Annotated in this window: 8 protein-coding genes and 1 tRNA gene; 8 read left to right on the top strand and 1 reads right to left on the bottom strand. The window is 69.4% G+C overall.

Translation table 11 applies throughout. The features are described 5' to 3' along the window. Nucleotides 1-367: 367 nt before the first annotated feature. The 6 genes from LVB77_RS09575 (at nucleotide 368) to LVB77_RS09600 (ending at nucleotide 9881) form a co-directional block, all read left to right on the top strand. On the top strand, nucleotides 368-5977 hold the full coding sequence (locus LVB77_RS09575; RefSeq protein ID WP_305068931.1) for a YadA-like family protein: 5610 nt from the start codon (nucleotides 368-370) through the stop codon (nucleotides 5975-5977). 161 nt (nucleotides 5978-6138) lie between these two features. Next, on the top strand, nucleotides 6139-6978 hold the full coding sequence (locus tag LVB77_RS09580) for an OmpA family protein (protein ID WP_232909897.1): 840 nt from the start codon (nucleotides 6139-6141) through the stop codon (nucleotides 6976-6978). A 55-nt stretch (nucleotides 6979-7033) separates the two neighbouring features. Further along, complete coding sequence (locus tag LVB77_RS09585) at nucleotides 7034-7513, top strand: DUF4019 domain-containing protein (RefSeq protein WP_232909898.1); 480 nt, start codon at nucleotides 7034-7036, stop codon at nucleotides 7511-7513. Nucleotides 7514-7724: 211 nt separating this feature from the next. Beyond that, nucleotides 7725-7949: a hypothetical protein gene (locus LVB77_RS09590; protein WP_232909899.1), complete on the top strand. Its 225-nt coding sequence runs from the start codon at nucleotides 7725-7727 to the stop codon at nucleotides 7947-7949. 85 nt (nucleotides 7950-8034) lie between these two features. After that, nucleotides 8035-9003 (top strand): GntR family transcriptional regulator, encoded by a 969-nt coding sequence (locus LVB77_RS09595; RefSeq protein WP_232909900.1) that lies wholly within the window; start codon nucleotides 8035-8037, stop codon nucleotides 9001-9003. Further along, nucleotides 9000-9881 (top strand): hypothetical protein, encoded by an 882-nt coding sequence (locus LVB77_RS09600; protein WP_232909901.1) that lies wholly within the window; start codon nucleotides 9000-9002, stop codon nucleotides 9879-9881. The genes LVB77_RS09595 and LVB77_RS09600 overlap by 4 nt, the downstream gene beginning before the upstream one ends. Before the next feature lie 165 nt (nucleotides 9882-10046). Here the strand turns inward: LVB77_RS09600 and LVB77_RS09605 are convergent. Then, a tRNA-Pro gene (locus LVB77_RS09605) sits at nucleotides 10047-10123 on the bottom strand. A gap of 198 nt (nucleotides 10124-10321) precedes the next feature. Here LVB77_RS09605 and hisS point away from each other — a divergent pair. Both hisS and LVB77_RS09615 read left to right on the top strand, forming a co-directional pair. Continuing rightward, nucleotides 10322-11719, top strand: a complete 1398-nt coding sequence (gene hisS / locus LVB77_RS09610) for a histidine--tRNA ligase (protein ID WP_232909902.1) — start codon at nucleotides 10322-10324, stop codon at nucleotides 11717-11719. 304 nt (nucleotides 11720-12023) lie between these two features. Then, nucleotides 12024-13922: an aromatic amino acid ammonia-lyase gene (locus tag LVB77_RS09615; protein ID WP_232909903.1), complete on the top strand. Its 1899-nt coding sequence runs from the start codon at nucleotides 12024-12026 to the stop codon at nucleotides 13920-13922. Nucleotides 13923-13934 lie beyond the last annotated feature (12 nt).

The following is a 13934-nucleotide window of genomic DNA, read 5'->3' on the forward strand; positions in this document are numbered from 1 at the left end:
TCGCGAGTTGCGCTCGCTAACGTTCCTCACGAACGAGTAGTTGCGCATCTCTTCACGGCGGAGATAGCGCGCTTCGGACCGCCAACAGGATGGGCAGTGTATGAAGCGAATGACCGATGAGCGTGACGCCGTTGCGATCGCTCCACGTTGCCCGCATGCGGATGGCGCGATCGCTTGCGATCCCGTGGTGCCGGCCACGTACCTGATTCGATTTCGCGAGCCTCCCGGAAGCTGCGATCGGCCGGCGCGTGCGCCGCGTCGCGGTGCGATTCCGTCGCGCGGTTCGTGCCGGCGATTACACGCGCTGCATCAGAGCGTCCTTATTCCGCAGACCGCCGTATCGGCTCGATAGTTGGGGAACTAATAAATGAACAAGATCTACAACGTCGTATGGAATCCCTCCCTCAAGCAGTGGGTGGTCGCGTCCGAGTTGGCCGTGCCGTGCGGCAAGGCCTCGGCGGGCGGCAAGCGGATCTCGGCGCCCGCCTCGCGCATCGGCGGCATGGCCCTGCTGCTGGCGATCGCCTGGGTCGGATGGGCGCCATCGGCGCGGGCGCAGTCGGTGAACTGCGACACCGCGCCGTGGGACGAGTACAACGGTACCGCCTCGTGCATGGGCCTCAACGCCATCGCCTCGGGCATCGGCGCGACCGCGCTGGGCTCGCTCGCGCGCGTCGATCTCCTCGGCGGTCTCGCGGTCGGATACAACTCCCACAGCGCCGCGCAGAACTCGATTTCCCTTGGGTTCCAGGCCTATTCCGCGGGCGGCAACTCCGTCTATCTGGGTGCGCGCACCGCCGCGGGCACCGGCGCGTTGTCCGATGGTTCCATCGCCATCGGTACGGACGTGACCGCGGGCGCCGGTCATGCCATCGCCATCGGTACCCAGGCCCGTTCAACTGGCAACCTGTCGGTCGCGATTGGCGGTACCGGTACGGTCGCCAGCAACATCAATGCGGTGGCGCTCGGCGCCGGAGCCACCGCCACCGGAGCCGGCTCCAGCGCTCTGGGCACCTTCGCCAACGCCAGCGGAGGCAACGCCACCGCGGTCGGCGTCAGCTCCCTGGCCAGCGGCAATACTTCATTCGCGGGGGGCTGGGCATCCGTCGCCAGCGCGACCAACGCCGTCGCGATCGGTAGCCAGGCCAGGGCGAGCGTCGACGCGGCCACCGCGGTCGGCAACAGCGCTCGCGCGGACGGGAACAGTTCGCTTGCGCTCGGCGCCCAGGCGTTCGCTTCCGGAACCAGCACGGTTGCGGTCGGGCAGGGGGCCGGTGCGGGCTCGACGACCGCCAATACGGGGTCGGTCGCGGTCGGCATCGCCGCCGGAACGCTGGTCAGCGGTAGCCAGAACACCGCCATGGGCGGCGGCATCGCGAGCGCGATGCGGGGCGCGGGTTCGGGCGTCACCGGAACGCGCAACGTCGCCTTCGGCACCGGCGATGGCACGGTCGCCTACGACGCCACCCTGGACGCCGCAGCGGGCAGTCTGGTGAGCGGCAACGACAATATTGCCATCGGGACCAACGCAGGCATCGGCATCGCGAGCAACGCGACGACGTCGATCGGCCTGAACGCGAATGCGAGCCTGGAGAACGCGATCGCCGTCGGTACCCGGGCGAACGCTTCCGCATTGGATGCCATCGCGCAAGGCACCAGCGCCAACGCGGGCGGCCGGAACGCGGTCGCCATCGGCTTCCAGTCGGTCGCCTCTCAACTAAACTCGATCAATATCGGCGCGCGCACGGCGCCGGGTGCAGGCGCCACCGCGGTGGGCGCTATCGCCGTCGGCACGGATGTGACGGCATCTCAGGAACACGCCATCGCGATCGGGCTCTCGAGCCAGGCGACCGGTACGAACGCCATCGCCTTGGGTCAGAGCGCCGCGTCGACCGACATGAGCGCCATCGCGATCGGGCGCAACAGCACATCCGGCGCGGTCAACGCGATCACTCTGGGTGTCGACACCGACGCCACCGCCACCAATGCGGTGGCGATCTCGGCTCAGGCTCAGGCCAGCGGCCTCAATGCCCTGGCCATCGGCACCAGCGCCAATGCGAGCGCGGACAACGCGATCGCGATGGGCGCATTCGCGGTCGCCGACGCCGCCGACGCTGTCGCGATCGGTACCGGTTCCACCGCCACCGGCGGCCGCGCGGTCGCGATCGGCGCGGGCAACTTCGCCAGCGGCAACGGCGCGGTCGCGATCGGCGATCCCAATACAGCCACCGGCAATGGCGCGGTCGCGCAAGGCCTGGACAACACCGCCACCGGCAACGGCTCGGTGGCGATGGGCAATACCAATATGGTGGGCGGCGGCGGTCAGGCCGTGGGCGTGGCCGGCACGGCGGCGCAGGGCGCGGTCGGCATCGGCTACCAGAACACGGTGGTCGGCCAGGGCAGCGTCGCCCTGGGCAGCAGCAGCGGCGCGCTCGCGGCGGGCGCGGTGGCGTTCGGCGATACGGCCGTAGCCAACAACGCGCGCGACGTGGCGCTGGGCTCGGGCTCGGTCACCGCGGTAGCGGTGGCGACGCCGAGCACGACCATCGACGGGGTGAGCTACAACTTCGCGGGCACCAATCCGACCAGCACGGTCAGCGTGGGCAGCCTCGGCGCCGAGCGCACCATCACCAATGTCGCGGCAGGTCGGATCTCCGGCAGCTCGACCGACGCGATCAACGGCTCGCAGCTGTTCGCGACCCACCAGTCGATCGAGAACCTCAGCAACCAGGTCGAAGCGAACGCGACCCATTACTTCAGCGTCAACGATGGCGGCGTGCAGGGCGGCAACTACAACAACGATGGCGCGACCGGCGCCAATGCCCTGGCCGCGGGCGTGAACGCCAGCGCGACCGGCAATCTGGCGGTGGCGGTCGGCTTCAGTTCCTCCGCGGCCGATCAAGGTGCCGTTGCGGTGGGCGTGAACTCCGAAGCGACCGCGTCCTGGGCCACCGCGGTCGGCGATACGGCCACCGCGAGCGGGCAGTTCGCGACGGCGGTGGGCAACAATGCCCAGGCCGGCGATCAGTTCTCGACCGCGTTCGGCGCGAATTCCGCCGCTGCGGGACGCGCGGCTACCGCCGTCGGTCCGAACGCCGGGGCGTCCGGCGCCAGCGCGGTCGCCGTGGGCGATACCGCGCGTGCGTCGGGCACCTCGTCGGCCGCGTTCGGTCGCGGCGCCAACGCCAGCGCCTTGGGGGCGCTGGCGATGGGCCCGGCGTCGACCGCCAACGCACGCAGCGCCACCGCATTGGGCGACAGTTCCGCCGCGAGCGGCGAATACGCGACGGCCTTGGGTGCGGGCTCGATCGCCAGCGCTCCTCAAGGCGTGGCCCTGGGCTCGTTCTCGGTGGCCAACACCGCGGCCGGAGCCGTGGGCTACGACCCGGTTACGGGCCTGCCGTCCACCGACACCAGCAGTACCTGGGTCAGCCGCCTGGGCGCAGTGAGCGTGGGCGGCAACGGTCAGACCCGCCAGATCACCAACCTGGCGGCAGGCACCACCGACACCGATGCCGTCAACGTCGCGCAGTTGCGCATGTTGTCGCAGGCGGTAACGGCTGGACAGACGCACTACTACAGCGTCAACGACGGCGGCGTACAGGGCGGCAACTATGCCAACGACGGCGCCACCGGGCTCAATGCGCTGGCTGCGGGCGTGGACACGGCGGCGAGCGGAGGCGGTGCGGTGGCGATCGGCGCCGGCGCGACGGCGGCCGATGCCAACAGCGTGGCGCTGGGTTCCGGTTCGGCGACGGCGGCCGCCGTGGCGACCTCCAGCACCACCATAAACGGGGTGACCTACAACTTCGCCGGCACCACGCCCACCGGCACCTTGAGCGTAGGCACCTTGGGCGGAGAGCGCACCATCACCAACGTGGCGGCCGGACGCATCTCCGACAGCTCCACGGACGCGATCAACGGCTCGCAGCTGTTCGCGACCAATCAGTCGATCGAGAATCTGAGCAATGTGGTCGAGGCCAGCGCGACCCATTACTACAGCGTCAACGACGGTGGCGTGCAGGGCGGCAACTACGCCAACGACGGTGCTACCGGCCTCAACGCGCTGGCCGCTGGCGTAAATGCGACGGCCGCCGGCGCCGGCTCCGTGGCGATCGGCTTCGGGGCGACGGCGGCGGATGCCAACAGCGTGGCCCTGGGGTCGAGTGCGTCGACGGCGGTCGCGGTGGGCACGTCCAGCGTCGTCATCGGCGGGACCACCTACGGCTTCGCGGGCGCGACACCGGTCGGCACGGTGAGCGTGGGCAGCCTGGGCGCCGAGCGCACCATCACCAACCTCGCCGCCGGCCGTATTTCCGGTAGCTCCACCGACGCGATCAACGGCTCGCAGCTGTTCGCGACCAACCAGTCGATCGAGAACCTGAGCAACGAGGTCGACGCCAGCGCCACCCACTACTACAGCGTCAACGACGGCGGCGTGCAGGGCGGCAACCATGCCAACGACGGCGCCACCGGTCTCAACGCGCTCGCGGCGGGCGTGAGCGCGGCGGCGGGCGGCGCGGGCTCCGTGGCCATCGGCTACGGAGCGACTGCCACCGACGACGACAGCGTGGCACTGGGCTCCAACGCGTCCACGGCCGCGGCGGTGGGCACGGCGGGCATCGTTATCGGCGGCACCAGCTACAGCTTCGCCGGCACGGCGCCGGTCGGGACCGTGAGCGTGGGCAGCCTGGGTTCCGAGCGCACCATCACCAACGTGGCGGCCGGCCGCGTCGCGGGCGATAGCACCGATGCGATCAACGGTTCCCAGCTGCATGCGACCAATCAGGCGATCGCCAATCTCAGCAACACCGTCAATGCGTCCACGGCGCACTACTACAGCGTCAACGATGGGGGTACGCGCGGGGGCAACTACAACAACGACGGCGCCAGCGGCGTGAACTCGGTGGCCGCCGGCGTCAACGCATCGGCGAGCGGGCAGGGCGGCGTCGCGATGGGCGTCAACAGCGTCGCTTCCGGCACCGGCTCGGTGGCGGTGGGCGCCGGTTCGCAGTCCACGGTCGCCGGCGGCGTGGCCTTGGGTTCGGGCTCGGTCTCCAACACGGCCGCCGGTGTCACCGGCTACGTGCCCGCGGGCGCGACGTCGGGTCAGACCGCGGCGATCGTGGCCACCACCAGTACCGCCGGCGCGGTCAGCGTAGGCGACGCGAGCAGTGGCGTGTACCGCCAGATCACCGGCGTGGCGGCAGGCACCGCGCCCAGCGACGCGGTCAACGTCGCCCAGCTGCAGGCGGTGCAGAACCAGGTCAACGCCAGCGCCACCCATTACTACAGCGTCAACGACGGTGGCGTGCAGGGCGGCAACTACGCCAACAACGGCGCCACCGGCACCAATGCTATGGCCGGCGGCGTGAACGCCAGCGCCAGCGGCAACAACAGCGTGGCGATGGGCGCCAACACCAGCGCCACGGCCAACGATTCGGCCGCGCTTGGCGCAGGCTCGAGGGCCACGCACGTCAACAGCGTCGCGATCGGCAACGGCTCGGCCACCACCGTCGGTGCGCAGACCGGCTACAACGCTGCCTATGTGGGCAATAGCACCTCGACCGGCGAGATGAACATCGGCGGGCGCACGATCACCGGTGTGGCGCCGGGCATCGCCGGCACCGACGCGGTCAACGTCAACCAGTTGAGCTCGGGCGTGAACTACGCCATCAACCAGGCCAATCAATACACCGATGCGCGCCTGGCCCAGCTCGACAACGACGTGTGGACGATGGAGCGCGGCTATCGCGGCGCGACTTCGTCGGCGATGGCCATGGCCGGCCTGCCGCAGGCCTACCTGCCTGGCAAGAGCATGTTGGCGGTGGGCTTCGGCGGCTATCAGGGCGAGTACGGCATGGCGATCGGTCTGTCGGGCATCACCGACAACGGCCGCTACGTCTACAAGGCGCAGGCCAGCGGCAACACCACGCGCGATTGGGGTTTCTCGGTGGGTGCCGGAATCCAGTGGTAGTCCTCCGGGGGCGGCAGGCCCGCGAAAACGCCTACCCCGGCGTGGCCTGTCGCCTCATTTCCTCACGCATCCGCGGCGGATCCGCCGGAGTCGAAAGCGACCTCCGGGGCACCCGTCCGGCCACCGAAGTCTAGAGACGACAGCTAAGAGGCGACTAAGGCATGGTCATCAGGAATAGTTCGACGCGGGCCGCAAGGTTCGCGCTAGGCGCCCTCATCGCGGTAATCGCGCTGACGGCATGCACGCGCCATGTCAGCCGCGGCATCGCGCCGGACGCGCGCGCGGACGAGGTCATCTTTCCGTCCATCGACGAGATCGTGCTGAAGGAAGGCACGTTCCCCAACCGTGACAGCCTGCGCCAGATCGGTCCGGGCGTCACCAAGGACCAGTTGTACCACCTGATCGGCAGGCCGCATTTCCGCGAGGGCTATTCCGCTCGCGAGTGGGACTACCTGTTTCATTTCCGCCAGGGCGATCGGATCGTCAGTTGTCAGTACAAAGTGATCTTCGACCGGAGCTATCACGGACAGGACTTTTACTGGGAGCCGGCGGCCTGCCTTGACTCGCTGAAGACGGAGGCGACGGGCGCGACTAGCGCGGCGCCCGCGATCGCCGGCGAGCCGAAACGCTTCCAGTTGTCCGCCGATGCGCTGTTCGCGTTCGCGCGTTCGGATCCGCAGGACATCCAGCCGCAGGGCCGTGCGGAGCTGGCCGCCATCGCCAGCCAGCTCAAAGGCTCGAAGGCGACGATCGTCCAGGTCATCGGGCACACCGACCGGATCGGCAGCGAAGCGGCCAATCTGGCCCTGTCGCAACGCCGCGCGCAGACCGTGCGCGCCCTGCTGATCCAGGAAGGCGTGGCCGCGGACAGTCTCAAGGCGCAAGGCGCCGGCGAGTCCGAGCCCCTGCAGCAGTGCGCCGACGCGCTGCCCAAAGACGAACTCGTGGACTGCCTGCAGCCCAATCGCCGCGTGGAAGTGCTGGCCTGGGGGCTGCAATAAGGCCGCGCCCGGTTTTTCCTGATGTACGACCCAGAACTTTGATCGAGGTGCTCGGATGAAAAACTGTCTTTCGGTGATCGGCGTCGCCCTGCTGCTGGCGACCGGTGCGGTGGCTGCGCAACAGGCCCCCGCGGCGCGGTCTGCCGCGCCACAGGCGACGACGCGCCCGGTCCCCGGCGCGGTCGACCCCAATGCGATTCGCGATGCGGGCCTGCGCGTGGCCGCGGCGGTGGATGCGGGGCAGGCGGCACAGCTTTGGGACGAAGCCTCGGTGGTGACCAAGAAGACCTTGAGCCGCGAGGCCTTCGTCGCCGGCATCGGCAAATCGCGTCAGTCCCTGGGCAAGGCCCCCAACCGCAGTTGGTTGTCGGTGCGTCGCCAATCCGGCGATGGCTCGGCCCTGCCGCCGGGTCTGTACGCCTCCATCGAATTCCTGGCCGAGTTCCCCGGCAAGCCGCCGGTGCGCGAATTGGTGTCGTTCCGGTTGGATGAGGACGGCAGTTGGCGTTTCGCCGGTTACGCCGTGCAGCCGTAGCGAACGCGCTGGGCGGGCGGGTTTCGAAGGGGCTGTCGTCCTGGAGTGGAGCTGGATGCGGGGCGATGAGGCAGCCCCAGGCCCGCGATCCGGTGCCGGATCGCTCCAGCCGAATCGGATGGGGCATAGCGGCAGGCGGCCAAGGTAGGTCCGCCCGAAGGCTTCACTGCGGCGCTCTTGTCTGCCGCAGGGGCCGCAGCCGCGCTCGCGGGTGGCCCTTCGGGCGTGGGACTCGGCGCGCTCGTTTCAAATCGGCCAGGGCTGGACCCTGACCGTGCCGGTGCACGGCTTGTGGGGCGCGGACGGCCGCGACTTCGCCGATCGCGCGGTGCAGCCGGATCAGGCCGTGGCCTGGACGCGCGAGGATTACTGCCGCGGGCGCGATCCGGATCTGGAGGCGGCGATGCAGACGCTGAGGTCGGTGACCGAGCATTGAATTTTACCCGGCAAGAAAATTTTACTTGCAGAATTATTATTTATATGCAGAATAACGATGGCTCGTACCCTCGAAGGGCGCCGTCGTGCCGGTCAAATACGAAAAACCCCTGCGCGGGCTCAGCAACACCCGCGATCTGAGAGCGGAAATACTGGCGCTGGCGGCAGAGCTGGCGACGAATACGTTTCCTGGCCGCCTCGTCGTGCACGCGCCGGTGATCAGCGAGGCCACCGTTCGCCAGGAGTGGGCGCGCCTGCTGCCGGTGATCGTCCCGGACATCCGCGCACGCATGAGTCTCGCAATCGAGTCCGCTGCCGATGTCGCGGAGCCGAGGGCGGGCTATCGCATCGAGTCGGGCCTGCTGCCGCTGGAACGGCCCAACTACCGCGCCGAAGTACTGCGGCTGCTGTTGGCGGCGCACTTGCGCGGCGGCGCTCCCGTGTCGGCCAAGGCGCTGGTCGAGGCGATCGGCGCCTCGCAGACGCCTGTGCGCCAGGCCCTGGCCGAATTGAAACAAGCCGGCGTCGCGCACTCGCGGCGCGGCGGCTTCGAGTTGAACGCCGAACTGCTGTCCGCCGAACTGCTGGCGAAAATGCGCGCCACGCCGCATGCGCTGCGGTTTCGATTCGCGCGCGGCGCCCAGATCAAACCACCGGGGATGTTGCTGCAACGCGCGTTGCCCTTGCTGGGGGCGTCGTCGCCATCGGAGTGGGATCGTTACGCCTTGTCGGGCGTGGCCGTCGCCCGCAGCGAGGTGCCGGCGCTGGATCTGCTGGGGACGCCGCGTCTGGATCTGCTGGCTTACGTCCCGCGTGCGGCGAAGAGCTTCGACTTCCGGCCGCTGTGGCGGCTCGACGACGGTCTGGAACTGGAACCGAATCCGCTGGCGCCGGCGCCGGTCGTGGTCGCGCTGGTGCGCGCCGATAGCGAGCACGCGCATGCTGCGGGCCCGGACGGTGCGCGCCGCGCCGCGCCCGCGGACGTACTGCTGAGCTTGCTGGACGCGGGCTTGCGCGAGCAGGCCTTGCAGTACGCCGGAGCGGTGCGGCCATGAACGCCTTCGCAGCTCTGGATCCCCATGAGTTGTTGCAGCGCGTGGCCGCGCAAGTCCCGCCCGCGCTGCGCGGCAACGTGGTGGTCATCGGCAGCATCGCCGCGGCCTGGGCGTTCCGCGACGTGTCGGGCGCGCACTCGGTCGCGACCAAGGACATCGATTTGCTGTTGCGCCCCGCGGTCGATGCCGTGGCCACGGCGCAGATGCTGGGGCAGGAATTGCTGGAAGAGGGCTGGCAGCCGCAGTTCACGCAGGGGCGCGCGCCCGGCGACGCGTCCACGCCCGACGACGAACTGCCTGCGCTGCGCCTGAGCCCGCCGTCGCGCGAGGACGGCTGGTTCGTCGAACTATTGGCCGAATCGCCGCAAGGGCAGGCGACGCGCAAGCACTGGCGCCGCTTCGAAACCCCGCTGGGCGCGTTCGGCCTGGCCAGCTTCCGCTACATGCGCGTGGCCGTGCATGGCGCCGACGAGTCCGCCTTCGGTTTGCGCGTGGCGCGGCCCGCGTGCATGGCCTTGGCGCATCTGCTCGAACACGCCGAACCGGACAGGACGCCGATTTCGAGTCTGGACGGCAACCCGCCGCGTTTCGTCAAGGACGTCGGGCGTGCGATCTCGCTGTGGTGGCTGGCGCGGCAACAGTCGCCGCTGGCGGCCGAGCGCTGGCGCGACGAGTGGCGCGACACCCTGGCGGTGCTGTACGCGAACGAGGCGGTCGCGATCCGGGCCGCTGCCCGTGCCGGCTTGAACAGTGTCGACGGCTACCTGCGCGAAGCGCACGCGATCGCGATGCTGGGTTTGCTGGCGCCGCACGGCACCACGCTGGACGCTTACCGGCGCGCCTACGAAGGTCTGGCCGAAGCGCTCCATCGGCTTTGACGGAACGTGCGTTGCGGCGTCTGCGCTGCGTCATGGCGATAGGCAATGAGGCGCCGGCGGGCCTGGTTCGTCCGCATCAGCGGGCCGAATCGCGCCAGCGCGCGTAACGTCGCCCAATAAAAAAGCCACCCGAAGGCGGCCTTTTTTCTAAGTACTTGATTCAGTTGGTCGGGGAGACAGGATTCGAACCTGCGACCTCTACGTCCCGAACGTAGCGCTCTACCAGACTGAGCTACACCCCGACAGCTGAGCCGACAATTCTAGCGACACCTCAACGGACGAGCAAGGGGGCCGGCATCGATTCGGTGGCGGGGTCGCGCTGGCGCCGTGCGGGGCGGGGGTGCGGCGTACGGGCGGAACGTTAAACTACGGGCCTTGCGTCCGTCCCGTGCGCGCTCCGTCGCGCCGTGCCGACGCGTCTTCACTTTCCGGAGTCCCGCTTGATCAAGCCCCGCACCCCGCCCGGCGTCATGGAGCTGCTGCCGCCCGACCAGATCGCGTTCCAGCGCATGCTGGACACGATCCGCCGCAACTTCGAGCGCTTCGGCTTCCTGCCGGTGGAAACGCCGGTGATGGAACTGTCGGAGGTGCTGCTGACCAAGTCCGGCGGCGAGACCGAGCGCCAAGTCTATTTCGTTCAGTCCACCGGCAATTTGAACAAGGCGGCCGAAGGCGGCGGCGAGGGCGTGCCCGAGCTGGCGCTGCGCTTCGACCTGACCGTGCCGCTGGCGCGTTACGTGGCCGAGCACGAGCACGATCTGGCCTTCCCGTTCCGCCGCTACCAGATGCAGCGCGTCTACCGCGGCGAGCGCCAGCAGCGCGGCCGCTTTCGCGAGTTCTACCAGTGCGACATCGACGTGATCGGCAAGGACAGTCTGAGCGTGCGCCACGACGCCGAGATGCCGGCCGCGATCCACGCCGTCTTCTCGGAGCTGGCGATCGGCAAGTTCACCATCCAGCTCAACAACCGCAAGCTGCTGCGCGGCTTCTTCGAGGCCCAGGGCGTGGCCGACGGCGGGCTGCAGGCGCTGGTGTTGCGCGAGGTCGACAAGCTCGACAAGCGCGGCGCCGACTACGTGCGCGATGTCCTGATCGGGGCCAGCTTCGGCCTGCCCGCCGACGCGGTGGATAGGATTCTCGACTTCGTCGCGATGCGTTCGGACTCCCATGCCGATGCGCTGGCCAAGCTGGACGCGCTGGGCGAGGGCAACGACTCGCTGCGCCAGGGCGTGGCCGAACTGCGCGAGGTGCTTGAGCTGATCCGCGCGCTGGGCGTGCCGGAGGCCAACTACGCGCTCAACTTCTCGATCGCGCGCGGCCTGGACTACTACACCGGCACCGTCTACGAAACCACTCTGGACGACTACCCGCAGATCGGTTCGATCTGCTCCGGTGGCCGTTACGAGGATCTGGCCAGCCACTACACCAAGTCGCGCCTGCCCGGCGTCGGCATCTCGATCGGCTTGACCCGCTTGTTCTGGCAGTTGCGCGAGGCCGGCCTGGTCGACACCGCCGCCAGCACGGTGCAGGTGCTGGTCACGCAGATGGACAGCGCGCACCTGCCGCATTGCCTGGCGGTGGCCAACGAGCTGCGCCACGGCGGGCTCAACACCGAGGTGGTGATGGAACCGTCCAAGTTGGGCAAGCAGTTCAAGTACGCCGACCGCGCCGGCATCCGCTTCGTGGTGGTGCTGGGCGAGGACGAGATCGCCAAAGGTGTGGCGACGGTCAAGGACTTGCGCCGCGAGGATCAGTTCGAGGTCGCGCGCAGCGAACTGGCGCGCACGCTGCGCATCGAGCTGGAACAGGCGCGGGCCATGCAGGCCGTGTCCGAATGAGCAAACAGGGCGCGTACGGCGTCGGCGTCGCGGGCCTTCGGGTCGCGGCGTCGCGCGGGCGCGCCGCAGGATCGCGGTGCCGGGCGCAGGGGTATGCGCACGGATTCCGCTACCGGGTTCGTCGCACGCCGGATCGGAGTCCGGCGCGGTGACGGACCGAATCACTCCGCGGCGCGCATCCGCCGTCGCGGTTCCCAACGTGGCATAGACGCACCGACTCCCGAGTACGCTCGGCCGGGCAAGACCGTTCGCGGTGCAGGCCCGCCGTTCAGATGATCGCCAGGGTGCGAGGCGAGGTTACACAATGAACAAGATTCAACTCGATGGCCGTTCGCTCACGCGTGCGCAACTGGTGGCCGTGGCTTACGGCGCCCAAGTCGAACTGGCCGCGGCGCAACTGCCGGCGGTGCAACGCGCGGCGGATTTCCTGGCCGAACAGGTCAGTCGCGAGGAACCGATCTACGGCGTGTCCACCGGTTTCGGCAGCAATGCCGACCGCTTGCTCGGCGCCCACCACCTGCGCGACCAACTGCCGGGCGCGCAGCCTTCCGGCGAAACCCTGCACGAAGAGCTGCAGCGCAACCTGATCGTCACCCACGCGGTGTGCGTGGGCGAGGCCTTCGCGCCTGAGATCGTGCGCGCGATGCTGTGCATCCGCATCAACACCCTGATGCGCGGCCATTCCGGCATCCGCGTGCAGACCCTGCAGGCGCTGACCGCCATGCTCAACGCCGGCATCGTGCCGGTGGTGCCGCAACTGGGTTCGGTCGGCGCCAGCGGCGATCTGGCGCCGTTGTCGCACCTGGCCATCGTGCTGCTGGGCGGCGGCGAAGCCTTCTACGAAGGCGAGCGCATGCCCGGCGCGCAGGCGTTGCAGCGCGCCGGCCTGCAGCCGGTCACGCTGTCGTACAAGGAAGGCCTGGCGCTGAACAACGGCACCGCGCAGATGCTGGCCTGCGGCGTGCTGGCGCTGGAAAAGCTGGAAGATCTGGCCGACACCGCCGACCTGGCCGCGGCCATGACCATCGACGCCTTCGCCGGCCGCCTGGGCGCGTTCGCCGAGGAAGTGCACGCGCTGCGTCCGCATCCGGGCCAGGTCGAGGTGGCCGCGCATCTGCGCCGCCTGCTCGAAGGTTCGACCCTGTCCGACATTCCCTACCACCTGGTGCCGCGCTTCCGCGCCTGGCAGCCGCGCAGCTGGGACACGCCCGAATCGCAGGCGCTGCGCTTCGACATCGGCTGGGACTGGGTGCCGTTCGGGCAGCGCCACGGCCGCGAGAAGTTCTATCTGCGTTTCCGTCCGTTCCGCGGCGGCAAGAAGCATCAGCCGCAGGACAGCTACTCGCTGCGCTGCATCCCGCAGGTGCACGGCGCGGTGCGCGACGCCTTGGCGCAGGCCGCGCGGGTGCTGGAGGTCGAGCTCAATTCGCTCACCGACAATCCGATCGTGTTCCCGGACGCGCAGGCCGAGCATGTCGAGCAGCAGGTGATCTCGGCCGGCCATTTCCACGGCATGCCGCTGGCGCTGGCGATGAGCTACGTCAAGGCCGCGATCCCGGTGCTGGCCAGCATTTCCGAGCGCCGCCTCAACAAGCTGGTCGATCCGGCCACCAACGACGGCCTGCCGGCGTTCCTGATCGGCAACGAGGACTCCACCGAATCCGGTCACATGATCGTGCAGTACACCGCCGCGGCGATCGTCAACGACCTGGCCAGCCGCGCGCATCCGGCCTCGGTGTATTCGATCCCGACCAGCGCCAACGCCGAGGACCACGTGTCGATGGGCGCCAACGAGGCGCGTCACGTGCTGGCCATGGCCGACGATCTGGGCAAGGTGCTGGCGCTGGAGCTGTACACCGCCGCACAAGCGCTGGACCTGCGTCGCGACATGATCAACGCCGCGCGCGATCTGGCCGATCGCGCCGATGCGCAGGGGCTGGCCGGCAAGGTCGCCGGCGGTCCGGTCGCGGGCGACGGCGATCATGCCGGCTTCCTGGCCGAGGTCGAAGGCCTGCGCGCCGAGCTGGCGGCGGCCGAGGAGTTCCGTCCCGGCCGTGCGGTCGCGGCCGCGCATGCGGCGATCCGCGAGCGCATCGCCTTCCTGCCGCGCGACCGCGCGCTGGACGGCGAGGTGGCGACCGCGCTGCGCATGGTCGCCGACGGCAGCGTGCTGGCCGCCGCGCGCGCGGCCGTGCGCGCGTGAGCCGGCTCGGCC

Source organism: Lysobacter sp. 5GHs7-4, from assembly GCF_021284765.1.
Classification (GTDB): Bacteria; Pseudomonadota; Gammaproteobacteria; order Xanthomonadales; family Xanthomonadaceae; genus Lysobacter.